The sequence below is a fragment of the Flavobacterium sp. MK4S-17 genome, from assembly GCF_009848495.1.
Lineage (GTDB): Bacteria > Bacteroidota > Bacteroidia > Flavobacteriales > Flavobacteriaceae > Flavobacterium.
On the sequence record NZ_WWEP01000008.1, the window covers coordinates 1 to 25,235 of the forward strand.

Sequence of the window (25,235 nt, forward strand, 5' to 3'; positions counted from 1 at the left end):
TAAGAGTTATGCTCTTTACAGTCCTTCCGTTTAAATCTGTAATTTCTACCTTATTTATTAAAATAGACTGGCTGTTGCTGATGCTTATTACATTATCAAACGGATTTGGATAAATTGTAAATCCTGCTTCAAACTCCTCTGTTCCCGCTACCGAAGAACATTTCAGGTACCTTGTACGGCTTGACTGTTGTGTTCCGCATGATGAGTTGGAATTAAGGAAATATCTTACTACTCCGCTGTTTGTTGTAGAATACCATACTAAAGGTGAAGGCCCTGAAGCCAATGCCACTGTTCCTGCCTCATTGGTTATAGTAATATAATCTGAACTTACAGAACTGGAGAAAGTATATTGCCTGTTAGGTATAATATTAACTTTTGAGAATTCTCCTGCCCATGAGTTATTAGCAATAACTTCATTATTGCCCGTACATGCCGGCGTAAAGGTGTTTTCAGGATACAGGCCATAACTTGCCCCGTTACAGTTAAAGGAAGCGTTTGTGGTAAAGCTGCCGCCTGAAACCCAACTGCCCGCTGTAGTACCACATATAGAGCGTATCCAGAAATAATAAGTAGTATTGCTGCTAAGTGAGTTGATTATAATAGCTGAGTCTTCTGCAATATTGCCTGTCAGTACAACATCATCAAGCGGAGCAGTATTGGTTTGCGATGTATAAAACTGGTATCCTGTAGATGGCAAGCTGGCAGGTTCAGTCCATGAAAGCGTTACAGAATTTGAAGTAATATTGCTTACAGTTAATGCGGAAGGCGAAGCGCAGGCTGTAGAGCCACCTGAAGCACATTTAATATATTTTGACCTGTTTGAGTTTTGGAAGCCGCAAAACGCATTACTATGGATATAATAGCGTATAGTACCAGTGTTGTTGCCGGATGACCATACAAACGGAGTTTGCCCTACACCATATATTTGTGAACCTGATGCATTTGTTATAGTAATAAAGTCTGTGCTTACAGAACTGGTAAATGTATATTGTTTATTACTTTGAATGGCAACTTCGGTATATTCGCTGGCCCAGGCATCATTCGCTATTAGTTCGTTACTGCCTGTACAATTTGGCATAAATGTAAACTCAGGATATTGCCCATAAATGTCTTCTGTACATCCTGTTGGTGGTGTAACAGGTGTTGTAAATGATGCTTTAACAGAGTTGACACTATAAGAAGGCCCGGCACATACCTGGCGCACATAAACATCATAATTTGTATTTCCTGTAAGCCCGGTAAGCAGCTTTGGAGAGCTTGTTGCGGTTACAATGGTTCCACCACTGCCTGCAATATTACCTGAGCCCGGGGTAAAGCCTGTAGGGCCGTATTCAATAATAAAGTTATTACCGCCGGATGTAAAGCTAACACTTGCAGATGTAGCTGATTGTGGTGTGGCTGCAACTGCTGTTGGTGCATTACAGGTAATATTGGCTTCAACTACACTAATATCATCCAGGTACAAACGGTTTTCATCAGCATATGAATAGGCCTGGAAACCGAAATAATATACTCCTGTGGATGGTGGCGTAAAATAAATCTGGCCATATGAAGCATACCCCTGGTTAATTTGGCTGTGGTCGGCCAAAACTGTGGTCATTGATTCTGCATTAGGTAAATTACCATAGTATACCTTAAGTTTTTCTGTATCAGTGCTGCTATTATTACCGTATCTATATGTTATTTTATACATAGTACCGGCGTTCAAGTTTATACCTTTGGTAATAAAGTAGGTGTTGGCATTGGTAAATATACTGGCAGTATAACGCAAAGCTATAGATGTAAATCCGCTTCCGGGATTATAAGCTGTTACCCAACTATTATTACCTGTGGGCGTTACTATTTTTGTACAAACCGGTGCCGAGGGTAAAACCGCGGTTTCAAAGTCCTCTGTATAAGGTACTGAAACCGGTGCGCAATAGGTACCTAAAGTTGTAAAGGTGGTTAAAATATTAGCACTAAAAGTTACAGGACTACATGCCCTTCTCACATATACATCATAAGTAACACCTTCCATTAAATTTTCAATTTCAAAAAGTGTAGGGGTTGATGAACCTACATATTCTAATGTACCTTCACCGGCAGTACTTCCTGTTCCCGGTGTAAAGCCTTGCGGGCCATACTCTAAATATATAGAGCCATAAGGATTGCCGGATATGTAAACTGTTGCAGAAAAATTTTCCGGTTCAACTGTTATATCAGTAATTGCGGTACATGCCGGAGGCGTTGTGAAATTTAATTTTTGTGAGTTAAGGCTTACAAATGGGCTCATACACACACGGCGAACGTACAAATCATAAGATGTCTCCGGAGTAAGGTTTTCAATTATGGTAGTTGAACTGGTGGATGTAACTGTTATAATTGTGCCATTTACACCTGCTGTTGTCCCTGTACCGGGATTAAACCCTACCGGGCCATATTCAATAATCAAATAATTTCCGTTTGATGATGCGCCGCCATGATACAGCCTTATCCAGTTATTGCTAAGGTACTCCAAGCTTACAGCAGAAGGCGCAGGGCAGGTATATAAGTTAATTACAACATCGTCTATATAAAGGTCACCATTGTTTGCTGTTGAAAAGGCTTCAAAACCAAAATAATAAACACCACTGGTTTCAGGTACAAAGTATTCAGTATTGGTTTGTGCCTGGGTATTTATTATATTCTCATAAGTAGCAATGGTTTCTGTCATGCCTGCCACAGTTTGAGATGTTCCTGCCCATATCCTTAGTTTTTCAGGATAGCTTACACCCACCCATGATTTATAATTTATATAATAGGTTTGGCCGGCAGTAAGGTTTACACCATTAGTAAAAAACCAGGCTTGGTCGGCTACTGTGCCGCTACCATGGTAAATGTTTAAAACATCATTATCGGTAGCTACTATATACTTGGTTACCCAGCCAGTCCCCTCGCCAACTGTTTCTTCTTTGGTACACTCCGGCATATAAGGCTGCGCAGAATCAAAGTTTATGGTATAGGGCAGGCTTGAAGGTGGGCACGGTGGAGCCTCCGGGGTTGTAAAGGTTATTTTTTCAGTAAACTCGCTGTTAACAGGATTATCTATAGTGCCTCCGCATTTTCTTCTGGCATAAACATCATAAGTAACTCCCGGCTGAAGATTATTGGCAGTAAAAGTATAATTGTTTGCATTGTTTAATATTGGTACTGCTACTGAAGGAGATACAAAAGGAGTGAAACCTTCCAGGCCCAACACTAACTGAAATTCGCCAGGAGTGTTGAATGTAACTTCAAATCTTGCCGAATTATGTGTTATATTGGTAATGTTTATGCCTGTTGGGGCAGGGTCGCAAGGAAGCACCTCTACCCTGATATTGTCAAGCATAATGCTGGAGTTAAAGTTTTCATTTGAATATCCATTGAACCCTAAATAAAAAGTACCTGTTTCTGTTGCGGTATAAAAGATATCATTTAAGGTAACATCCTGCGTAATGATGTTATTATGGTCTGCTATTACAGTATTCATTACGCTATGGTCGGGAGCCCTGTCAAGGGCTACTTTCATTTTTTCTTGGCTGGTGCCTGAATTAGCATAATAATAGCTTATATGATATATAGTGCCTGCAACCATGTCTATGCCCCTGGTAATAAACCAGGCATTGCCGGCACCTCCCTGGTTGTTAATAGTATTATAATTAGCTACATCACTTCCAAATACTGTAGAATAGGTTACAGACCAATTTGAATTTATGTTAGGCTGCTGTACAACGTTACAACTACCAAAAGTTGAGCCTGATTGAAAAAATTCAAAAAAGCTGTTAGCAGCAAGGTTAACCGGGCCACAGGCAGCCGTGCGGAATGTTAACCTTGCGGTATTGGTACTAAAAGTAGTACCATTGCACACGCGGCGCACATAAACATCATAAGTTGTAGCTGATGTTAATTCGGTTAGTTCGGGTAAATTGTTTTGTGTGGTAATTATTGTACCATTGGTGCCTGCTGTTGCACCCGTGCCCGGAATAAAATTAAGTGGGCCGTATTCAACAATAAAATCGGAACCCTGCGAATTGAATGTTATGGTAGCATTATATTCTGTTGCTTTTACCAGTGCTATCCCGGTAGGGGCATCACATTGGGCAAGGCCGCTTGTGGCATAAAATAATGCTGTAAAAAAAAATAAAATCTGTAGTGCACTGCTTTTTTTTGCAAGACAGATTTTTGCTGCTAAGTAGTTGTAGCTCATAAGCTTCTTTTTGGGAGGTTAATTGTAAGTTGGTTTTATGGAAGCCAAATATAGAAATTATTTTAACATGTATTCCGACAAATATATGTTATCTTAATTTTAAATTTGGGTTTTATAATTATTAAAATTATAGGATTTATTAAGCTTGGATTTTAAGTCAAAAATCCATTTTTTCTGCTTCATATTTATTGTCAAGAATATTTTGAAGCACCGCAGGGTTGGAATTGGTATAAAATACCTGCCGGCCTTTTTTTCCGGATTTGTTTAACAGCTTATATTCTTCAAGTACTTTTTGTGTTTGTTTGGCCACCGCCTCTCCGGAATCAATTATTTTAATACTGTCAGGGAGTATTTTTTTTATCTGCGGTACAAGATAAGGATAATGGCTGCAGCCAAGCACCAGGTAATCTATATTGGCTTTAATCATAGGGGTTAAGTATTCCCCAAGCAAATTAGTCATTTCGGCAGATTCCAGTTTGCCATCCTCTATAAGGCTTACAAGCCCAAAGCCCACCTGTTCTATAATATTGATATTAGAATAAGTGAGTACAGCTTTATGGAATAGTTCACTGTTAAGTGTGCCTTTTGTAGCCAGTATACCTATAGTTTGCGTTTTAGTACGCATGGCTGCCGGTTTAATTGCCGGCTCAATGCCAATAAAGGGCACACTATATTTACTACGTAGTTCTTTTATAGCATTTGTTGTGGCAGTATTGCAGGCCACAACAATTATTTTGCAGTTTTGCTCCAGTAAAAATTCGGTGTTTTTAAAGCTTAATTCAATAATCTCCTCTTTGGTTTTCTGCCCGTAGGGGGCATTCCTGCTATCGGCAAGGTAAATGGTATCTTCATCGGGAAGGAGGCTGTGTATTTCTTTCCAAATAGAAGTGCCGCCCACACCCGAATCGAATAAACCTATGGGATTACTGCTTTTATCCATTGCAGCAAATATAATAAAAAACGGCTCTTGAATAAGAGCCGTTTTTTGTATGTTATTATATCGGGAATTAAAATCCTAATTCTTTTTTAACGTCAGCCATTAAATCCGGGCCGTCTGCTACAAGTACTCCGCTGCCCACAGTAGAGTCAAGCACATACTGGTATCCTTTTGCTTTTGCCACTTTTTTAATTGCAGCTATAGATTTCTCCATGATAGGCTTAACAATATCCTCTTGTTTTTGCTGAAGCTCTTTTGAAGCATTTTGCTGGTATAGTTGTATCCTTTGCTGTAAATCCTGTACTTCTTTAGAGCGTGTTTCATTTACCGCATCGGTTACTGTAGCTGCTTCCTGGTCATATTTTTTTATTTTGTTCCTGTATTCTTCAACCATTGTTGAGTACTCGCTGTCGTAAGACTGTGTAAGCTTTTCAAGCTGGGCTTTAGCTGTTTTCATTTCCGGCATAGCACTCATAAGTGCCTGTACATCAATATGGGCAACCTTAGCCTGAGCCGATACAGCCTGGCTTGCACCTATAATTAACATTGCAGCAATTAATAAAGATTTCAATCGTTTCATCATTTAAGTTATTTAATTAATTTTCGTTTTTGTTTTCTTCGTCCTGTTCTTTTTGTTCTGGCTCTTTATTGGCATTTCTTTTTTCTTCCCTTGCTTTTTTTGCAGCCTCTCTGTCAGCCAGTATTTTTTGTTTTCTTTCTTCTATCGCTTTTTTTCGCGCGGCAATTTTATCATCCCTATCCTGCTTGGCCTGCTCTGCTGCCGCACTCTTGTCAATAGTTTTAAAATCAGTATTGTCAGGGCTGTCGTTTGCAGTAGTTTTACCTTCACGGGCGTTATCGCCTTCCTCTGTTTTTCCTCCACCGGTTGTTGCTGCACGGTTTGCTGTTGCAGGAGCATCATCTTCAGAATTAAGGTCGTCCTGTGCCGGTGTATCGTTATTATTTTCCGGGACACTGGTGCCATTTCTCCTGGCTTCTCTTTCCTGCCTTAATTTTTCCCTCTTGTCAAGTGCTTCCTGTCTTTTGGCTTCCCTGTCGGCATTTCGCTGGTCTATTAGCTTTTGTCTTTCGGCCCTTCTCTCTTCAAGTCTTTTCTGCCTGTCCACATACTCAGGGTTAGTTTCCCTTTCTTCTTTTTCCTCCAGTTCTTCCAGTTTTTTAACTTCTTTGCTGCTTAGTTTTTCACGGTTGGCAGCCCTGGTGAGCCTATTTACAACAAGTTCGCTTATATCATGTTTTTTTGCAGCAAAAAGCATGGTAAGGTCAGACGATTTATCAAATACAAAATCATATTTCCTCTGCTCAGAAAGGTCTTGGATTATATTAAAAACCTGATCCTGTATCGGCTTTACCAAAACAGCCTTTTGGCTAATAAGGTCGCCTTTTGGGCCAAACCTTTTCTCCTGGTAGTCCAGCAGGTCTTTTTCCATAAAGGCAATTTCCTCTTCACGCTCTTCTAAAAGCTCTTTGGTTAAAAGGCTTTTTTCTGCACTTAGGCTTTCCCTTAATTTATTTATTTCATTCCTCTTAACGTCTATCTCCTGCTTCCATTTTTGTGCCTTTTGCTCCAATTGGTTTTTTGAGTCCGCATAATCAGGAACTTTATCAAGAATGTATTCCATATCTATATACGCAATCTTTAAGCCCCTGGACTGGGCTGTGGCCGCTACGGCTGCAAAAACGGTAAGAAAAACCAAAAAGTATTTTTTCATAACTAATAACGTATTAGAAAATATCATGCCAGTTTTTTTAAAACTGCTGGCCAATAATAAAGTGCGTTTCCCATCCGTTCTTTTGCGTTTGCCCCGGCAGCGGGTCAAACCCGTGCCCAAAGTCAATACCCAGTAAACCAAAGGCAGGCATAAATACCCTTAAGCCAAACCCTGCAGAACGTTTAAGCTGGAATGGGTTATAATTTTTAAACCTGTCGTATGATGCACCTGCATCAAGAAATGTTAACGCATATATTGAAGCCTGCGGCTTTAATGTTATTGGGTAACGTAACTCTAACGAGAACTTGTTATAAATTGTTGCACCAATCTGTGTGCCATCTGCATCTACCGGTGTTAATGACTGGTTAGGGTAGCCCCTTAGCTGTATAACCTCCCGGCCATCCAGTGCATAGTTGGCAAGTCCGTCACCACCCAGATAAAACCTTTCAAAAGGTACCAGGCCACGCTCTGAATCATAAGCCCCCATGAAACCAAATTCACCTAACGAGCGCAATACAAGCTTGTCATAAATACGGGTATAATTATCGGCCTTAAATTTAACTTTATAATACTCCAGCCAGTTAAACCTTTCCTGGTCCACTTTCGAAGCGTCTGCTGCTGCATCCCTGTAATCATCTACTACGCTTGGGTTAGGGTTGGATGCCGAAGGCACTTCTGATAAATAGTTGCCGTTTGCATCTTTCAGCTTGTACTCTTTTTTATCGCCCAGGCTGCCATAATCTACACCATTAACTAGTGAATAAGGGAAGGTTGTCCTGAAGCTTACTGTAAATACCGAACCGTTTGTTGGGTAAATAAAGCCTCCGTATCTGTTATCCCTTGTCAGCTCAATTGTGTAGGCAAGGTTCCTTGATGTTCCATCTCCAAAGGTAAACAATCCTGTATTATAATTACTTAGCGCATAATACTGAAATGTTAACGAGTGGGATAATTTCATAAAATAATCCGGTTCCCTTAACCTTTTTGCTACACCAAACGATACGGATGATATGGTAAAGCTGCGCGACCTGTCAACATCCCTGCTCTGGAAGTTATATAAAAACTGTTTACTGTGCGATACTGACGAGAATAGCTGTATCGGCCGTTTTCCTCCAAACCACGGCTCTGTGAATGAAAGGCTGTAGGTTTGGAAATAGGTGCTACCCTGTAACTGCAACGATAGCTTTTGCCCGTCGCCCATAGGGATTGGCCTGTAGGCTTTTTTATTAAAGATGTTCCGGGCTGAGAAGTTGCTGAATGATAAGCCAAGCGTACCAATAAAGCCGCCGCCGCCATAACCACCCTGGAGCTGTATCTGGCTGGAGCCTTTTTCGGTTACGTGCCATTCCACATCAACGTTTCCTGTAGAAGGGTCGGCATTTTTAACGTCAGGGCGTATAGTTTCAGGGTCAAAGAAACCTAATGCACCAAGTTCCCTGATGGTGTTGTAAATTTCTTCCCTGTTCCATCTTTGTCCCGGCCTTGTATTAAGTTCACGGTATATTACATGGTCATTGGTTTTATCATTACCCACCACAGTAACATGGTTAAAGTAGGCTATAGGCCCTTCTGAAATCCTTATTTCAAAGTCAATTGTATCATTGGCTGTCCTAACCTCTACAGCATTAATGTTAGAAAACAGGTAACCATTATTCTGGTAAAGGTTGGTAAGGTCCTGCCCGTCTGGTTTGGTAGGGTCGGCAATCCTTTTTTGAAGCATTACACCATTATATACCTCACCTTTTTTAATACCCAATACCTGGTTAAGCTGCTGGTTGTTATATACAGAGTTTCCTAAAAAGCGTATATCGCCAAAGTAATATTTGCGGCCTTCTTCAACCTTTATGTCAATAGCTACTGTATTCTTTTTAGGGTTATATACTACGGTGTCAGATAGTACACGTGCGTCGCGATAGCCTTTTTCTTTGTATTTATTTATAATGTTATTGAGGTCTTCTTTGTATTTATCAGCAATAAATTTGGAAGGCTTAAAAATGCGCAGAGGGTTAAGGAAGCTTTTTTCCTTGGTTTTTTTCATGGCTTTCCTTAATTGTCCGTCAGTCAGTTGGGAATTGCCTTCAAAGTCAATGCTGCTTATCCTTACTTTTTTGCCTTTATCAATATTAACCACCATTTTTACGGTATTAGTACTGTCAGGAATTACATTAATGGCTACTTTGGTATTGTAATAGCCATCCTTTTTATATTTGTTTTCTATATAATTCCTAGTAGTGGTAATAAGGTTTTCATTAACCACTTTGCCCAGGGTAAGCTGGGTATCTTTTATAAGGCCCTCGCGTTTTCCCTTTCTTACACCCTGAATTTTTACATCGCTTAATTTCGGCAGCTCATTTATGCTTAATTCAAGATAAATACTGTCGCCCTCAATTTTTGTAGCATAAAAATTTATGTCATTAAAAAGCCCCAGTTTCCATAACTTTTTAATGGCTATACTTATTTCCTCACCGGGCACGTGTATTACCTGGCCTTTTTCAAGGCCTGTAAAAGTAATAACGGTTTGCTCGTTATAACTCATTTTGCCTGATACGGTAATGTCGGCAAGTATATATTCTTTTCCGGCTTCAAGCCCTCCGTTTTCCTGAGCTTTGGCAACATTTGCTGCGCCTAGCAATATAATACTGAAAAATAATGTAATACTTCTTTGAAGCATTAGTGGTTTATTTAATTTGTTCACTGGTTTTTCCAAATCTACGTTCTCTGTTTTGATAACTGATAATTGCCTCATTTAAATCTTTTTCCCTGAAATCCGGCCATAAAACTTCGGTAAAATAAAACTCTGCATAAGCTATCTGCCATAAAAGGAAATTGCTAATGCGTTGTTCGCCGCTTGTTCTTATAACAAGGTCAACATCGGGCAGGTTATGGGTGTAAAGGTGCTGTGCCAGTACCTGCTCATTTATATCAGCTGTTTGTAATTGGTTATTTTTAACTTTTTCGCTTATATGCCTAATGGCGCTTATTATCTCTTCCCTGGAGCCGTAGCTAAGGGCAAGGGTTAGCACCATTCGTGTGTTTTGTTTTGTTTGCTGTATTACATCGGCAAGCTCTCTCTGTGCGTTTTCAGGAAGCATGTTGGTATTGCCAATGGTATTAAGCCTTATATTGTTTTCCTTTAAAGTAGGAAGCTCTTTTTTAAGCGAGCTTACAAGAAGCTTCATAAGGGTATCAACCTCCAGTTTGGGCCTGTTCCAGTTTTCGGTGGAAAATGCATATAATGTAAGGTTTTCTATACCCAGCTTTGCACACGCCTCCACAGTTTCGCGCACAGATTTTGTACCATTTTCATGGCCAAAAGCCCTAAGCATTCCTTTTTGCTTTGCCCAACGCCCGTTGCCGTCCATTATAATAGCTATATGGCGAGGCAGTTTTTCGGTATTTATGGTAATCTTTCTGTCCATATATTATTCTGAGCAATAGCAGGGTTTTTCGCCAAAAGTATAGGTAAGTGTTAAGCCTGTAAAAACATACCAGTCTTCACTGTCAAGGTTGCCAAACCTAAGGCTTTCATCCACATCTTTCGGGTTGCTGCCGTCAAGGTTATCGGTAAAAGTATATCTTGCGCCTATTTCAAAGCCAATTACAAAGTTTTTAAGCGCATTGGTTTTTATCCCTACCGTCATCGGTATGGCCAGTGCACTTTCATTTCCCCTGTTATATGTCCTGCCGTTTACATTGTCAATATACATATCGTCATACCAAAAATAACTTAACCCTCCATACACATAAGGCGTAATTTTAAGATCGTCTTCATGGAGGTTAAAGTCAAAAAAATTAAATTCAAGTCCTAAAGATAATTCTTTCAGGGTATTCTCAAATTCATAGCCTCGCTGCTTCCTGCCCGTAACGTCCGAATCGGCATCAGCCGAACTGATTTTGGCATAGGTAAACGATGCCCTGTATGAATGCCTCGGACTCCTGTTCCATTTATATAATATTCCCAAAGCCAGTTTTTCGGGGGCTATATAATCTGTAGGGCCAATATCGCCTATATAGTTGCTGCCCCCGGCAAAAACCCCTACTTCATTTATCTGGGCCTTTGCGCTAAAGGAAATTACGGTTAATAATAAAACAAAAAAAATCCTCTTCATTACATGAAATTGGGTGCAAATATAACAATATAGATTTCTAATTACCCAAATTGAAATAATTTACAATTATAAATGTTGAAATTATACTTATACAGTTGTGAAAACGAAATATACGGCAGTGTAGTATATGGCTGCTGCCGAAAATGAAAAATTAATTTCTTTTGTCCTCACCCCAAAGCAGTTTTTTACGAAGGGTGTCAAGAAATTTTTCCTGAGGAAACTCAACAAGATTTATTTTAAAATCTGTTTTTTTTATGCAAAGCACGGTTTCCACATCAACAGAAATTATGCGGGAATCCAACGAAACAAGGTGTTGCTCCTCGCGGCTGGAAACGCTTAGCTCAATTTCGGTATCGTCAGGAATTACAAGTGGCCGTGCATTAAGGTTGTGTGGTGCTATGGGTGTTATAACAAGGCTGTTAACTTCGGGCATCAGTACTGGCCCGCCACAGCTTAATGAGTATCCTGTAGAACCTGTGGGCGTAGAAATTATAAGCCCGTCTGCCCAGTATGAATTCAGGTGGTCGCCGTTAAGTTTTGTTTCAATGGTTATCATGGAGGTAGTGTCCTTGCGGCTTACGGTAATTTCATTAAGCGCAAAGTCAAGGTCTTCATTTTCCCTGTGTTTTCCTTTATAATCAATGGTGAGGAGGGAGCGGGGCGAAAGTTTGTACCTGTTTTCGAATACAAGTGGTAAAAGGCTTTCAATATTTTCCTGCTGTACGGTTGCCAAAAAGCCCAGCCTGCCGGCATTTATGCCCAGCACCGGTATGCCTTTGTCGCGCACATAGGTAGCAGCCCTCAGCATGGTACCGTCTCCGCCAATGCTTATAAACATATTTACCCCTTCAAGCTCTTCGTGATTTGTAAATAAAGGATAATCACCCTCTAAAAGCTTATAGTCTTTTAAAACCTTGTAAAAGTTTGACTCAAATAGTACTTCCGGCCGGTGCTGCCTGAAAACAGCCGAAAGGCTTTTTATTATTTCTTCGGTATTCTCTTTATAATATTGTCCGTAAACAGCAATTTTCATGGCAGGGTTATATGTTCAGGTATTTGTCAAGGTAATCCGAACGGTCTTTTAGCGTGTTCAGGTAGGCATCTTCCTGGTGTTCCGATATAATTTCATAATCATACCTTCGGAATGTCTGTATTATTTCGCTGAGCCCGCCAAGGCTTATTTTAACCGTTACCTGTACTTTGTCATCCACTACTTCCGAAATGAACATGCCCAGCAGCTTCCCATTATTACTCTCTACTATTTGTGCCACCTCGCTAAGCGTGTAGTCCATTACGCCTTTTTGAACCACCAGTATACCGCCGTGCTCTTTCATAAAAGGCGTTTCGTGAAATGCCTTTATAACATCGGCCATTTCATAATAGCCTAAATATTTATTATCCTTGTCAAGAACGGGTAAAATATTGGTTTCGTTTTTTGCAAAAACCTCCAGCACGTCCAGCCATATACTGGTGTCCCTTACATAAAATCGCTCAAAACTGTAGCGCATATCCCCCAGCTTTTTTTCGATTTCCATCAGCTCGGTATCTTCAGAACCTGCGCTGCCTATATAGGTGCCATTTTCCAGTACAGGAAAATGAGAAAAAGGATATTCGGCAAAAAGATCCTGCGCTGTGGCAACAGAATCGGTAGTTCGTAAAGGTTTTATATCGTTGCTGATAAAATCGTTAATGTCAATCATAAGCAAGAGTGTTATCAGTATGCAAAATAATCAAAAATAAGGACAATGCTACAGGTTTTACTTTGTATTTTTGCGGTATAACGTTACTTTAACAAAGATATGACAAAACTTAGTGTAAACATAAATAAAATAGCAACGCTGCGTAATTCACGTGGCGGAAACGTACCTGATTTGCTTAAAGTAGCTGCTGATGTACAGAAGTTTGGCGCGCAGGGAGTAACCATACACCCCAGGCCTGATGAAAGGCACATCCGTTACCAGGATGCACGCGACCTTGTTCCGGTAGTTTATACGGAATACAACATTGAAGGCAACCCGGTAAAAAAGTTTATAGACCTTGTGCTTGAAGTTAAGCCCACACAGGTAACACTGGTTCCTGATGCAGATGATGCAATAACATCAAACGCAGGGTGGGATACGGTAAAGCATAAAAGTTTTTTACAGGAAGTAATACAGGAATTTAAGAGCAACGGAATCCGTACCTCTATCTTTGTTGATCCCGTTTTAAACATGGTGGAAGGAGCAAAAGAAACCGGAACTGACAGAATTGAATTATATACCGAGGCTTTTGCACATGAATATTCCAAAGGAAATAAAGAAGGTGTTAAGCCTTATGCAGAGTCGGCAGTGCTTGCAGGGCAACTGGGGTTGGGTGTTAATGCAGGGCACGACCTTAGCCTTGATAACATTAAATACTTCAGGGAAAACATTCCAAACCTGCTGGAAGTATCCATAGGGCATGCGCTTATATCCGAGTCAATATACCTGGGGCTGGAGAATGTGGTGAATATGTATCTGCAAAAATTAAAGTAAAAACTATTATGGTATTAGAATCAAGAATAGAAGGGGAAGGCAGGCCGTTGCTTATAATACACGGTTTTTTAGGTATGTCGGATAACTGGAAAACACTTGCGGGGCAATATGCTGAAAATGGCTTTGAAGTTCATGCTGTGGATATGCGTAACCATGGGAAAAGTTTCCACTCGGATGTTTTTGATTATGATACTATGGCAGGTGATATACTGGAATATTGTAAACATAATAATATTGATAAGGCAGATGTAATAGGGCATTCAATGGGTGGTAAAGCAGCTATGTTTTTTGCGGTTATGTACCCTGAAATTGTTAATAAGCTGATTATAGCCGATATAGGTCCTAAATACTATGCACCCCACCACCAGGATATACTGGCGGGGCTTAATGCGGTTGACTTTACAAAAAAACCGGAACGCAGTGATGTTGAGGAAATACTGAAACAATATATACCTGACTTTGGCACGCGGCAGTTTCTTATGAAAAGCCTTTATTGGAAAGAACCCGGGCAGCTTGCTTTCCGGTTTAATCTTGCTGTTTTTAATGAAAAGATTGAAAATATTGGGCAGGCACTTCCTGAAGATGCCGTGTATAATGGCGATGTGTTATTTTTAAGAGGTGATAAATCAAATTATATAAGGGAACGTGATTTTGATGGCATTAAGCACCATTTTCCTAAAGCTGTTATAAGGGATATTAAAAATTCAGGGCATTGGCTGCACGCCGAAAATCCAAAGGATTTTATGGATGAAACCCTGCATTTCCTGAAACGGTAATTAATCTTTTTCTTTAGAGCCTCCACTTATAATACCGGGTAGGAGTGTTTGCTTAAGGCCGTCCTGCACACAACGCCAGAGGAAATTAAAAAACGACTTGTGTTTTACGCGCTCTGTTTTTATATGGGTTTCTTTTAATTTGTCCCTGCTGTCATTTTTAACCAGCATATTGCCTATAAACGACATGAATTTATTTTTTTCTTTACCGTCTTTTTTATAAAGTTTTACTTTCAGGTCGTCATACTCAATGGCAAATGTGCCTGTTGCGTCATTCCGGTTGCCCATAAAATTGAATTTTACATTTTTAATGGTGCCTGTAGTGGTAACATTCATCAACGGGCGGGATATAGGGTTTATGTTTTTGCTGTCAATATTCTGAAGATGCCCGGTGATATTGAAAGTATCGCTGGTATCCATAACATTAAAAGCCCAGTTTACTTTTAAAGGGGCTGCTTTCATAAAGCGGCATTGCACATCAATAACTGTGTTGGGCATCGAGTCTTTATTTATGGGGCTGTACACATTATGCACCGTGGCATAAAAGGAGGAAAACGTAACGCTGGCAGGAGGGCGGCTGTAGGTTAACTGTTCCTCATATTCTATTGTTGAGTTTTTAAGCATTAGCTTTTCAACCTTGAGGTCAAAGTTTAAAGACCTGAGCATTTCGCTGTACAGTTTTTTTATGGAAAAATCATCTTTTACCATTTTGCCGCGATAAATATTGGCATTCACTTTTTCCAGCAATACCTCCGGCGCATGCACATACAGCGTGTCATTTAAAAAACCCCAGTCATTTTCAGGTATAGCTATCCTGCCTGCCTGCAAGGTAAACTGGTCGCGTTCTACCGGTATCATGTTATTGAATTGCGCCCGGCTTTGCCGGGGCAGCATTTTAAAATCCTGTACGGTGAGCGAACTGTCATTACAGGAAAATTTACCTGCAGTAATATTGTAAAAGTTATCAGGTTTAAAAAGCAGGCTGTCACAATCAAAATTGTAGCCATTATACCTTACAGGGATATTTTCTTTTACAGTGGTGCTGTCAACTTTTATGTCATTCAGGCTAAAGTTTATGTTTGCAGCTTTTAATACCGTTTGCCCCGTTGAGTCCAGCATTGTGAAATTACCTTTGTGTATTTCCAGTCCGTTCGTGGTTATAGCCTGTTTTAACGGTTTAACGGCCTCGTCTTTGGCATTATAGTCTTTTCCGCTGTTGTGCAGTATAACTTTGGGTGAAACAATGTTTATGCCTTTTACCTTTATTTTATTTTCTCTCCATAATGCCCAGAGGTTGAGGTGGTTTATCTCAATTTTATCTATATGGGCATAAATACCGGTTTTAATCTTCTGCTCAGCGCTGTCTTTTGGGGCAAGGTAAGCTTCCTTTAAGGCTGCACTGCCTGTAAACAGGTTTAAGTCTAAATCTTTGTAGGCAAGGTTGTAAGGAAATTTTTTTTCAGATGCCAGCAGTTCAGGCAGCTTTTTGGATACCCAATAGGAGAGCCCGAAGTTTATAACTATAACCAAAGCGATAAGGCCCAGGACTACATATGATGTTTTTTTTAAAGCTGACGGCATTTTTGACACGGTTTATATGCTGAATTTACATATTAATTTTTTAGTAATTAAATATTTAGGTTTTTATTAATATATGGGTAAAAGAAGAATGGTGATGTTTTTAATATGAGGTGTTCAATAAACCTCACTATGGTAAAAATTATTAAAATATAAATTATGAAAATTTATATTATGAATGCATAATAAAATCGCTCAAAATATTGTATAATTCATATTTTATTATAATTTTGATATAAACATTTTATAAAAGCTAACACCTATTTTAGACTATGAGGAAATTATTATCTTTAACACTAACGGCCCTTACAGCTTCCGCTGCTTTTGCGGGAGGGTACCGTGTTGCTTTGCAGGGGCAAAAGCAACTTGCCATGGGCCATACCGGGGTAGCGGTGGTTAACAGTGCCGAAGTATTGTTTTTTAACCCTGCCGGTGCAGTTTACCTTCAGGACCGTTTTAATGTTTCGGTGGGTGGTAACGCCCTTTTTGCAAGAACAAAATTTCAGAATGAAACCTACAACTGGAGGGCTTCAACAGAAAATATGGGAACCCCGTTCAGCGTATATGCATCATATAAGGCAACCGATTGGTTATCTGTTGGGCTTGCGGTTTACAGCCCATACGGTAGTGCAGTAGAATGGGATAGGGACTGGGAAGGTTCGCACCTTGTAAACAATATCGACCTTCAGGCAATATACATACAGCCAACCATATCATTAAAACTAAGTGATTATTTCAGTGTGGGTGGTGGGCCTATATATGTAACCGGTGGCGTTGAATTTAACAGGAACCTGAGCAGGAGCATGACTGATGACTGGACGCCAGACGGAAACCGCTCTAACCTTACTATTGAGGCCAAAGGCGTTAATGCCTGGGGATGGACTGCGGGTTTTATGTTTAACCCGCTTGATAAAGTTCGCCTTGGTGTAAATTACCGTTCGGAAATAATAATGGAGGCACGCGATGGCGATGCTAATTTTTATAATGTACCTGCAGCTTTGGGAAGCAACCCGGCTTACCCTACTGTTAACCCGAATGCTACAGTACTAAGCAATACTACATTTAATGCTGACCTTCCGCTTCCTGCTGAGCTAACCGCAGGTATATCCTACCAGGTAACAGATAAATGGCTTGTGGCATTTGATTACAACCGTGCTTTCTGGCACGTATATGATGCGCTTGTGGTTGATTTTAAAAAGACATCAACATCAAATGTACCAACATCTGTTAACCCAAGGAACTACAAAGATGCCAGCACCTACAGGGTAGGTACACAATTTAAGCCGAACAGTAAGTTTGCTTTCCGTGCAGGATGGTACTATGATGAAAGTCCTGTTCAGGATGGTTATTTTGCACCTGAAACACCAAGAAACGATTCTATGGGCTTTACAGGAGGTTTAACTTACCAGATAACCTCTAAACTGGGTGTGGATGTGTCATTCCTTTACCTTCACTTTGATGAAACCGACAATTCATACGATTATTATAATGAAGACGGTACCAATGTTTCCTTTGGCGGTACTTACAAAAATGTGGTGTTTTCACCAGGGGTTGGTTTAACGTATAGTTTCTAAAAAAAGAATTGAGATGAAAAATAATAAAATAGTTTATCTGGCACTTTTGGCAGCAGGTATTATGGCTTGTGAGCCTGAGTTTGACAACGAAGTTACCAATGGCAGCTACTCGGCAGGAGAAGCTGATTTCAGCTCCTATGTAGCTTTGGGAAATTCACTAACGGCAGGAACAATGGATGGTACATTATCCTGCGTTGGGCAAAAATATTCTTTCCCAAGCATGCTTGCAAAGCAATTTGCACTTGTGGGCGGTGGTGAGTTTACACAGCCATCATTTGAGGAAGATGTAAATAACCTTGGGGGGATAAGCGGGCTGCCCGGTTTTCCTACAAGGCTTATAATTGATGCCAGTGCAGGCGGGCCTGAACCAATTGCCGGTACATCAACAATAACACTTACTCAGCAAAAAACGGCATATAACAATATGGGTGTGCCGGGAGCAAAATCCTTTCACCTTATTGCGCCGGGCTATGGCGACCCTGCCGGGCTGGCTACAACGCCTATTAGTGCAAATCCGTATTTTGTTAGGCATGCCACTGCTGCAGATGCTACCGTACTGGGAGATGCCATGATGAAAGCCCCTACCTTTTTTACCAACTGGATAGGTAATAATGATGTGCTTTCTTATACAACTTCGGGTGGGGTAGGTGTAGACCAGATGGGTAATATGAACCCTGCAACTTATGGCAGTAACGATATAACTGACCCGGATGTTTTTGCAGGGGCTTATTCTGCTATAATAAATACATTAACCTCTAACGGTGCAAAAGGAGTTGTGGCTACAATACCTAATGTAACTTCTGTACCCTATTTTACAACAGTACCTTACAATCCGCTAAATGCCGTTACACTGGGTGAAGGCAATGAAGCTGTAGGGCTTGCAACAATCCAGGAGCTTAATACCAGTCTTTACGGCCCATTATCAGCTGCTTTAGATGCTATCGGACAGCCGGGAAGGATAGGCTTGTTTTCTGCTGAAGGTGGTAACCCTGTTATGATTAAGGATGAAAGCCTTACCAATGTTTCTGTATCATTAACGGCTGCTCTTGTAGGCGGCGGGGTAGATCCTGTAACAGCAGCGGGCTTAGGTATGGTTTTCGGGCAGGCAAGGCAGGCTACTGATGCAGACTTTGTTTTATTGCCAACAAGGTCGGTTATAGGTTCGGCACCGGCTGGCGCACCTGCCATGCTTAATAAATATGGTATTACTTACCCGCTTGAAGACCAGCACGTTTTAACGGCTGCAGAGGCAAGCCTTGCTAATGCCGCTACCGTTAAGTTTAATAACACCATTAAGGCTATAGCGCAATCAAAAGGATTGGCTGTGGCAGATATGAATGCTATATTAGCACAGTTAACAAATGGTTTAAAGACAGATGACGGACAGGTATATTACGGTAACTATTTCAGCACTGCAACATTAAGTACTGCTCTGTTTTCCCTTGATGGTATCCATCCAAATGCAAGGGGCTATGCTATTGTTACCAATGAAATTATTAAGGTAATAAACAGCTATTATAAAGCGAAGCTGCCATTAGTAAGTGCAGGAGATTTTCCTGGTGCAACCGTGCTGCCAAGCAACTAATAAGCAATATTAAAATACCTTTAAAGCGCCCTGGTTATGGGCGCTTTTTGTATATTTACAATAGTAAAACCTTTAGGGATGAAAACACTTATAAATATATTTTTTACTACTGTTTTTGTAGTGCTGCTATCTCAGGTAATGCCCGGCATTAAAGTTAGTAGCTGGGCCACAGCATTACTTGTGGCAGTGGTACTGGGGCTGCTGAATATTTTTGTAAAGCCGGTTTTAATACTGCTCACCCTGCCTGCTACAATTTTTACGCTTGGGCTTTTCCTGCTTGTTATAAATGCCATAATTATTATGCTGTGCGGTGAGTTGGTGCCGGGGTTCAGGGTAGAGAGTTTTTGGTGGGCACTGCTTTTCAGCCTTGTGCTGTCGTTTCTCCAGTCGCTTGTTTCAGGCCTTTCGGACAGGCAGCAGTCAAACTTTTAAGTATATTGAAATTCACAGTTTTAAAAACTTGTATGGGTTGCAAAAAAAGTATAATTTTGCAACCCTATTTTTATGGTATTTAAACAATTTAGATAATGAATATTACAAGAGAGCAGGTAGATGCGCTAAATGCTGTTGTTACAGTGGCTATAACAAAGGAAGATTATAAGCCTAAAGTAGATAAAGTGTTACAGGACTACAGGAAAAATGCAAATATTCCGGGTTTCAGGAAAGGTGCAGTGCCTATGAGCCTTATAGAAAAACAATATGGTAAGGCGGTTTTGCTTGATGAGGTAAATAAAATTTTGCAATCATCACTAAACGATTACCTTGTAGAAGAAAAACTTGACATACTGGGTAACCCGCTTCCAAAGGTAACTGAAGATTTCAACTGGGATGCCGATGATTATTCATTTGAGTTTGAGCTTGGCTTAGCTCCTGAGTTTTCTGTTGACCTTGGTGCAAAAAACAAGCTTGTAAAGTATGATATAGTTGCAGATGATAAAATGCTTGACGAACAGGTTGAGCGTATACAAAAGCAATACGGCAAACTTATACCTAAAGATAAAGTTGAGGAAGGCGACGACATTCGTGGCACATTCACCAACGAGGAAAAAGGTATAAACAATACTACAACCATTACTACCGATATATTTAAAGACAAAAAAGCAGCTAAGAAATTTATCGGCAAAAAAGTAGGTGATGTGGTAACTGTATCAACAAAAGGACTTTTTGATGATGACCATAAACTTATGGATTATCTTAAAGTGGAGCATGACGATGTTCATGGCCTGGATGTTGAGGTTAACTTTACCATTGAAGAAATAAACACTCACGAAAAAGCGGAACTTAACCAGGAGTTTTTCGATAAACTTTTTGGTGAAGGGACAGTAACATCTGTAGAGCAGCTAAAGGAAAAAATTAAGCAGGATGCGGAGCAGCAGTTTGCACAGCAGGCTGACCAGAAGTTTTTAAATGATGTAACTGATTTTCTTATAGAGAACACGAAATTTGACCTTCCTGCCGAATTCCTTAAAAAATGGCTGCAGACCGCAGGCGAAAAGGAAATGACTGCTGAAGAAGCGGAACAGGAATATGAAAAATCTGAAAAAGGACTGCGCTACCAGCTTATTGAAGGTAAGATTATAGCAGATAACAACTTGCAAATAAACTTTGAAGACCTTAAGGCTTATACCACCGAGGTTATTAAAAAGCAGATGGCACAATTTGGCCAGATGAACCCGACTGATGCTGATGTGGAAAACATTGTGGCAAGGGTGCTTTCTAATAAAGATGAGGTTAAAAGGCTTTCTGAGCAGGTAATGAGCGAAAAAATGCTTAATCTGTTTAAAGAGAATGTAAAATATAAGTCGAAAGAAGTTTCTTACCAAGACTTTATTAAAGAAATGTACGGCGAATAATATATTGCAAAAAATAAGTATCTTTGAACGTCAAACCTTGTGGTTTGGCGTTTTTTTGTTCTATATTTAATTAAGCTTAAAAAATTTATGAACTACAGTAAAGAATTCAGGAAATATGCCACAAAGCATCATGGCGTAAATAATCTATATTATGATAAAATTGTTAACCGTGTAACGCCTACAGGCATGACTCCGTACATTATGGAAGAACGCCAGATGAATGTTGCCCAGCTTGACGTTTTTTCACGCCTTATGATGGACAGGATTATTTTTCTGGGCACCGGTATTGATGACCAGGTGGCAAACATTGTGCAGGCACAGCTTTTGTTTTTGGAAAGCACAGATTCAAGTAAAGATATACAGATATACATCAACTCGCCGGGTGGCAGCGTTTATGCAGGGTTAGGGATGTATGATACTATGCAGTATATTAAACCTGATGTAGCCACTATCTGTACCGGTATGGCAGCCTCTATGGGTGCGGTATTGCTTTGTGCCGGCACAGAAGGAAAACGTTCGGCATTACCGCATTCACGCGTTATGATACACCAGCCTTCCGGTGGTGCGCAGGGCGTGGCCACAGATATGGAGATTAACCTTCGTGAAATGCTGAAGCTTAAGGAAGAGCTTTACCATATAATTTCCAAGCACTCGGGCCAGAGTTATGACAAAGTGCATAAGGACAGTGAAAGGGATTACTGGATGAAAGCGCCGGAGGCAAAAGAGTATGGTATGATTGATGAAGTATTGATAAGGGAATAAACAGAATAAATAATAAAAATAACCGTTATCCTGTGCAGAAATATCCTTTCTGTACAGGATAATAAATTTTAAATATGGCTAAAGAAGTTTTAGAGTGTTCATTTTGCGGGAGGAAAAAGCCGGAAACAAACCTGCTTATAGCAGGCATTAATGCACATATATGCGACCGCTGTATAGAACAGGCGCACGGTATAGTGCTTGAGGAGCTGCGCCAAAGCGGCTCATCGTCCCTTTCGGCTGAACTTGAGTTAAAAAAGCCTAAGGAAATAAGGGCTTTTCTTGACCAGTATGTAATAGGACAGGATCAAACCAAAAAAGTGCTTTCGGTTGCAGTGTATAACCATTATAAAAGGCTTATGCAGCAAAGCACCGAAGATGAAGTTGAAATTGAAAAGAGCAACATTTTAATGGTTGGGCAAACAGGTACGGGCAAAACGCTTGTAGCCAAAACTATTGCCCGTATGCTTAATGTACCGCTTACCATAGTAGATGCTACTGTACTTACAGAGGCAGGTTATGTGGGCGAGGATGTTGAGAGTATACTGACGCGACTTTTACAGGCTGCCGATTATGATGTTAAAAAAGCGGAGCGGGGCATAGTGTTTATTGATGAAATTGATAAAATAGCCCGCAAGAGCGATAACCCTTCCATTACACGGGATGTTTCTGGGGAAGGCGTGCAGCAGGCTTTGCTTAAATTGCTTGAAGGCACTGTAGTTAATGTTCCGCCAAAAGGGGGAAGAAAACATCCTGACCAGAAGTTTATCGAGGTAAATACGCAAAACATATTGTTTATTGCAGGCGGTGCTTTTGACGGTATCGAGCGTGTAATTTCCAAAAGGCTGAACAGGCAGGCTGTAGGTTACAGTACATCAAAAAGCAATGACAATATTGATAAGGACAACCTTTTACAGTATATTATACCAAAAGATGTAAAAGATTTTGGGCTGATACCTGAAATTATTGGCAGGCTGCCGGTGTTAACACATATGGATCCGCTGGATAGGGAAACATTGCGCGCCATACTTACCGAACCTAAAAATGCACTGGTAAAGCAGTATAAAAAACTTTTCGCTATGGATGAGGTTGAACTCTCTGTTACTGATGAGGCACTGGATTACATAGTAGATAAGGCATTAGAGTATAAGCTGGGTGCACGTGGGCTTCGTTCCCTTTGTGAAGCGATACTAACTGAGGCAATGTATGAACTGCCAAGCTCTGATGAAAAAGAGCTTATGATTGACAGGGAATATGTTGAGCACCACTTAAACAAAACTTTATTAAAACGCCTTAAAGCGGCATCTTAATAACACTAACCAAACCCTGCTAATAGCAGGGTTTGGTTTTTAAGTTTTCAACACGAAAAGGTTTGCGAAGGATAAAATCAAAACCTTGTGGGTTATACTATCGTTAATTTTGATATTTTTATCAATCAGTAACAAACATTCAAAATTAACTTCATGAAAAAACTTTTTTCAGCTGTTTTCCTGTTGGCAGGCCTACTATTGCATGCGCAGCAAATAACATCTCCCGATAAAAATATTACTCTGAAATTCAGCATTAGCACCAAAGGTGAACCAATGTATGAACTTGCTTATAAAAATAAGCCTGTAATAAAGCCCAGCAAGCTTGGTATTGAGACCAAGGATGTGCCGCCAATGTTAAGCGGTTTTAGCATAGATAAAACAGAAACTTCCTCTTTTGATGAAACATGGGAACCGGTTTGGGGAGAAGAAAAAACCATACGTAATAATTATAATGAACTTTTGGTTACATTAAGCCAAAAGGAACAGGATGGCAGGTACATACGCATACGCTTCCGCCTGTTTAATGATGGGCTTGGTTTTCGCTACGAATTCCCGGAGCAGAAAAACCTAAACTATTTTGTGATTAAGGAAGAAAGGACACAGTTTGCCCTTGCCGGCAACCATAAGGCTTTCTGGCTTCCGGGAGATTATGATACACAGGAATACAGTACAGTTACATCTAAACTAAGCGAAGTAAGAGGTAAAATGGATGCTGCAATAACTCCGAATGCATCGCAGGAAACTTTTTCGCCTACAGGGGTACAAACTCCCCTTATGATGAAAAGTGATGATGGGCTTTACATAAACATACATGAAGCTGCCTTGGTTGAATATTCCTGCATGTCGCTAAACCTTGATGATAAAAACATGGTCCTGGAATCATGGCTTACACCGGATGCTGTGGGTAATAAAGGTTATATGCAGGCGCCAACGCAATCACCATGGAGAACAGTGCTTGTTAGTGATAAAGCAGCCGATATATTATTATCAAGGACGATATATAACCTTAATGAACCTACAGAATTTAAAGATGTATCATGGATAAAGCCTGTTAAATATGTAGGCGTGTGGTGGGAAATGATAACCGGTAAAAGCAGCTGGGCTTATGCCGACCTTAACAGTGTAAAACTGGGGGAAACAGATTTCAGCAAAGTAAAGCCTAATGGCAAACATGCAGCGAATACTGCCCATGTTAAGGAATATATAGATTTTGCTGCGAAGCACGGCTTTGATGCTGTACTGGTTGAAGGCTGGAATCAGGGTTGGGAAGACTGGTTTGGAAAGTCGAAGGATTTTGTTTTTGATTTTATTACTCCATATCCTGATTTTGATGTTCAGGAATTACATCAATATGCTGCATCCAAAGGGGTAAAAATTATCATGCACCATGAAACATCCGGTTCTGTAAGAAACTACGAACGCTGGATGGATAAGGCATATCAGTTTATGGTGGATAATGGCTACAACGCTGTAAAAAGCGGTTATGTGGGTGATATTATTCCCCGTGGCGAATACCATTACGGACAATGGATGGTTAACCATTACCTGTATGCCATTAAAAAAGCGGCTGAATATAAAATAATGGTTAATGCTCATGAGGCTGTAAGGCCTACAGGGTTGGCACGTACTTATCCTAACCTTATCGGTAATGAATCGGCAAGAGGTACTGAATATGAATCATTTGGAGGTAATAATCCTGACCATACTACTATACTGCCGTTTACCCGGCTTTTGGGAGGGCCTATGGACTATACCCCGGGTATTTTTGAGATGAATGTGAGCGCCTATAATCCTGACAATAACTCGAAGGTAAATACTACACTGGCAAAACAGCTTGCATTATATGTAACAATGTACAGCCCTTTGCAAATGGCAGCCGACCTGCCGGAAACCTATAATAAATACCTTGATGCGTTCCAGTTTATTAAGGATGTTGCGGTTGACTGGGATAAAACATGGGTGCTTGAAGCAGAACCGGGAGATTATATTACCATGGCACGTAAGGCAAAAGGAAAAGACGAGTGGTACCTTGGCGCGGTTACGGATGAAAATGAGCGTACGGCAACATTTACTTTTGAATTTTTACCTAAAGGGAAAACCTATACTGCAACAATATATGCAGACGGTAAAGATGCCAGCTATGATAAAAACCCGAAAAGCTATACTATTAAAAAAGTTAAGGTGAACAATAAAACGAAGCTTAAGCAAAGGCTTGCGCCGGGTGGCGGGGCTGCTATAAGTATTAAGTAATAATAAAAAAGGCTGCCATTTGGCAGCCTTTTTCTATTGTATTTGTCTTTTGTGTTG

Annotated in this window: 19 protein-coding genes; 9 read left to right on the top strand and 10 right to left on the bottom strand. The window is 40.3% G+C overall.

The features are described from left to right. The 9 genes from GSF09_RS03220 to GSF09_RS03260 form a co-directional block, all read right to left on the bottom strand. Nucleotides 1-4,204 (bottom strand): fibronectin type III domain-containing protein (locus GSF09_RS03220; protein ID WP_159799500.1); only part of this gene is annotated, 4,204 nt, incomplete at its 3' end. A gap of 157 nt (nucleotides 4,205-4,361) precedes the next feature. Beyond that, nucleotides 4,362-5,144 carry a glutamate racemase gene (gene murI, locus GSF09_RS03225; protein WP_159799501.1) on the bottom strand — a complete coding sequence of 261 codons (783 nt, stop codon included), beginning with the start codon at nucleotides 5,142-5,144 and terminating at the stop codon, nucleotides 4,362-4,364. 67 nt (nucleotides 5,145-5,211) lie between these two features. Continuing rightward, the gene (locus GSF09_RS03230) at nucleotides 5,212-5,721 is read right to left on the bottom strand and encodes an OmpH family outer membrane protein (RefSeq protein WP_159799502.1); all 510 of its coding nucleotides are present in this window, start codon (nucleotides 5,719-5,721) and stop codon (nucleotides 5,212-5,214) included. A 16-nt stretch (nucleotides 5,722-5,737) separates the two neighbouring features. Then, on the bottom strand, nucleotides 5,738-6,874 hold the full coding sequence (locus GSF09_RS03235; protein ID WP_159799503.1) for an OmpH family outer membrane protein: 1,137 nt from the start codon (nucleotides 6,872-6,874) through the stop codon (nucleotides 5,738-5,740). Between the two features lie 37 nt (nucleotides 6,875-6,911). Further along, nucleotides 6,912-9,620 carry an outer membrane protein assembly factor BamA gene (bamA, locus tag GSF09_RS03240; RefSeq protein WP_201309326.1) on the bottom strand — a complete coding sequence of 903 codons (2,709 nt, stop codon included), beginning with the start codon at nucleotides 9,618-9,620 and terminating at the stop codon, nucleotides 6,912-6,914. After that, a complete protein-coding gene (locus GSF09_RS03245; protein ID WP_159799505.1) occupies nucleotides 9,553-10,293 on the bottom strand; it encodes an isoprenyl transferase in 741 nt (246 codons plus the stop codon). Before GSF09_RS03245 ends, bamA begins: the two co-directional genes overlap by 68 nt. Before the next feature lie 3 nt (nucleotides 10,294-10,296). Then, nucleotides 10,297-10,983 carry a DUF6089 family protein gene (locus tag GSF09_RS03250; protein WP_159799506.1) on the bottom strand — a complete coding sequence of 229 codons (687 nt, stop codon included), beginning with the start codon at nucleotides 10,981-10,983 and terminating at the stop codon, nucleotides 10,297-10,299. Between the two features lie 151 nt (nucleotides 10,984-11,134). Then, nucleotides 11,135-12,016, bottom strand: coding sequence for an NAD kinase (locus GSF09_RS03255; RefSeq protein WP_159799507.1), 882 nt, complete (start codon nucleotides 12,014-12,016; stop codon nucleotides 11,135-11,137). A 7-nt stretch (nucleotides 12,017-12,023) separates the two neighbouring features. After that, entirely contained in the window at nucleotides 12,024-12,683 is a 660-nt protein-coding gene (locus GSF09_RS03260; protein ID WP_159799508.1) for a CBS domain-containing protein, read from the bottom strand. Nucleotides 12,684-12,782: 99 nt separating this feature from the next. Here GSF09_RS03260 and GSF09_RS03265 point away from each other — a divergent pair, with 99 nt between their 5' ends. Together GSF09_RS03265 and GSF09_RS03270 are read left to right on the top strand one after the other, a co-directional pair. Continuing rightward, nucleotides 12,783-13,496, top strand: a complete 714-nt coding sequence (locus GSF09_RS03265) for a pyridoxine 5'-phosphate synthase (RefSeq protein ID WP_159799509.1) — start codon at nucleotides 12,783-12,785, stop codon at nucleotides 13,494-13,496. 8 nt (nucleotides 13,497-13,504) lie between these two features. After that, complete coding sequence (locus tag GSF09_RS03270) at nucleotides 13,505-14,272, top strand: alpha/beta fold hydrolase (protein ID WP_159799510.1); 768 nt, start codon at nucleotides 13,505-13,507, stop codon at nucleotides 14,270-14,272. On the opposite strand, the gene GSF09_RS03275 is transcribed toward GSF09_RS03270, so the two are convergent. Continuing rightward, nucleotides 14,273-15,850, bottom strand: coding sequence for a hypothetical protein (locus tag GSF09_RS03275; protein WP_159799511.1), 1,578 nt, complete (start codon nucleotides 15,848-15,850; stop codon nucleotides 14,273-14,275). It lies immediately after the preceding gene. Between the two features lie 269 nt (nucleotides 15,851-16,119). Here GSF09_RS03275 and GSF09_RS03280 point away from each other — a divergent pair, with 269 nt between their 5' ends. The 7 genes from GSF09_RS03280 (at nucleotide 16,120) to GSF09_RS03310 (ending at nucleotide 25,178) form a co-directional block, all read left to right on the top strand. Next, nucleotides 16,120-17,421, top strand: a complete 1,302-nt coding sequence (locus GSF09_RS03280; protein ID WP_159799512.1) for an OmpP1/FadL family transporter — start codon at nucleotides 16,120-16,122, stop codon at nucleotides 17,419-17,421. A 13-nt stretch (nucleotides 17,422-17,434) separates the two neighbouring features. Then, the gene (locus GSF09_RS03285) at nucleotides 17,435-19,006 is read left to right on the top strand and encodes a G-D-S-L family lipolytic protein (RefSeq protein WP_159799513.1); all 1,572 of its coding nucleotides are present in this window, start codon (nucleotides 17,435-17,437) and stop codon (nucleotides 19,004-19,006) included. A gap of 78 nt (nucleotides 19,007-19,084) precedes the next feature. Further along, the gene (locus GSF09_RS03290) at nucleotides 19,085-19,438 is read left to right on the top strand and encodes a phage holin family protein (RefSeq protein ID WP_159799514.1); all 354 of its coding nucleotides are present in this window, start codon (nucleotides 19,085-19,087) and stop codon (nucleotides 19,436-19,438) included. A gap of 95 nt (nucleotides 19,439-19,533) precedes the next feature. Continuing rightward, the gene (gene tig, locus GSF09_RS03295; RefSeq protein ID WP_159799515.1) at nucleotides 19,534-20,859 is read left to right on the top strand and encodes a trigger factor; all 1,326 of its coding nucleotides are present in this window, start codon (nucleotides 19,534-19,536) and stop codon (nucleotides 20,857-20,859) included. 87 nt (nucleotides 20,860-20,946) lie between these two features. Continuing rightward, nucleotides 20,947-21,621, top strand: a complete 675-nt coding sequence (clpP, locus tag GSF09_RS03300) for an ATP-dependent Clp endopeptidase proteolytic subunit ClpP (RefSeq protein WP_159799516.1) — start codon at nucleotides 20,947-20,949, stop codon at nucleotides 21,619-21,621. 74 nt (nucleotides 21,622-21,695) lie between these two features. After that, on the top strand, nucleotides 21,696-22,928 hold the full coding sequence (gene clpX, locus GSF09_RS03305) for an ATP-dependent Clp protease ATP-binding subunit ClpX (protein ID WP_159799517.1): 1,233 nt from the start codon (nucleotides 21,696-21,698) through the stop codon (nucleotides 22,926-22,928). A gap of 153 nt (nucleotides 22,929-23,081) precedes the next feature. Beyond that, complete coding sequence (locus GSF09_RS03310; RefSeq protein ID WP_159799518.1) at nucleotides 23,082-25,178, top strand: glycoside hydrolase family 97 protein; 2,097 nt, start codon at nucleotides 23,082-23,084, stop codon at nucleotides 25,176-25,178. Nucleotides 25,179-25,235 lie beyond the last annotated feature (57 nt).

What these genes read in the sequence shown, in the direction of transcription:
- murI (WP_159799501.1), bottom strand. Translation starts at nt 5,144, where the DNA reads ATGGATAAAAGCAGTAATCCCATAGGTTTATTCGATTCGGGTGTGGGC.
- GSF09_RS03230 (WP_159799502.1), bottom strand. Translation starts at nt 5,721, where the DNA reads ATGAAACGATTGAAATCTTTATTAATTGCTGCAATGTTAATTATAGGT.
- GSF09_RS03235 (WP_159799503.1), bottom strand. Translation starts at nt 6,874, where the DNA reads ATGAAAAAATACTTTTTGGTTTTTCTTACCGTTTTTGCAGCCGTAGCG.
- bamA (WP_201309326.1), bottom strand. Translation starts at nt 9,620, where the DNA reads ATGAGGCAATTATCAGTTATCAAAACAGAGAACGTAGATTTGGAAAAA.
- GSF09_RS03245 (WP_159799505.1), bottom strand. Translation starts at nt 10,293, where the DNA reads ATGGACAGAAAGATTACCATAAATACCGAAAAACTGCCTCGCCATATA.
- GSF09_RS03250 (WP_159799506.1), bottom strand. Translation starts at nt 10,983, where the DNA reads ATGAAGAGGATTTTTTTTGTTTTATTATTAACCGTAATTTCCTTTAGC.
- GSF09_RS03255 (WP_159799507.1), bottom strand. Translation starts at nt 12,016, where the DNA reads ATGAAAATTGCTGTTTACGGACAATATTATAAAGAGAATACCGAAGAA.
- GSF09_RS03260 (WP_159799508.1), bottom strand. Translation starts at nt 12,683, where the DNA reads ATGATTGACATTAACGATTTTATCAGCAACGATATAAAACCTTTACGA.
- GSF09_RS03265 (WP_159799509.1), top strand. Translation starts at nt 12,783, where the DNA reads ATGACAAAACTTAGTGTAAACATAAATAAAATAGCAACGCTGCGTAAT.
- GSF09_RS03270 (WP_159799510.1), top strand. Translation starts at nt 13,505, where the DNA reads ATGGTATTAGAATCAAGAATAGAAGGGGAAGGCAGGCCGTTGCTTATA.
- GSF09_RS03275 (WP_159799511.1), bottom strand. Translation starts at nt 15,850, where the DNA reads ATGCCGTCAGCTTTAAAAAAAACATCATATGTAGTCCTGGGCCTTATC.
- GSF09_RS03280 (WP_159799512.1), top strand. Translation starts at nt 16,120, where the DNA reads ATGAGGAAATTATTATCTTTAACACTAACGGCCCTTACAGCTTCCGCT.
- GSF09_RS03285 (WP_159799513.1), top strand. Translation starts at nt 17,435, where the DNA reads ATGAAAAATAATAAAATAGTTTATCTGGCACTTTTGGCAGCAGGTATT.
- GSF09_RS03290 (WP_159799514.1), top strand. Translation starts at nt 19,085, where the DNA reads ATGAAAACACTTATAAATATATTTTTTACTACTGTTTTTGTAGTGCTG.
- tig (WP_159799515.1), top strand. Translation starts at nt 19,534, where the DNA reads ATGAATATTACAAGAGAGCAGGTAGATGCGCTAAATGCTGTTGTTACA.
- clpP (WP_159799516.1), top strand. Translation starts at nt 20,947, where the DNA reads ATGAACTACAGTAAAGAATTCAGGAAATATGCCACAAAGCATCATGGC.
- clpX (WP_159799517.1), top strand. Translation starts at nt 21,696, where the DNA reads ATGGCTAAAGAAGTTTTAGAGTGTTCATTTTGCGGGAGGAAAAAGCCG.
- GSF09_RS03310 (WP_159799518.1), top strand. Translation starts at nt 23,082, where the DNA reads ATGAAAAAACTTTTTTCAGCTGTTTTCCTGTTGGCAGGCCTACTATTG.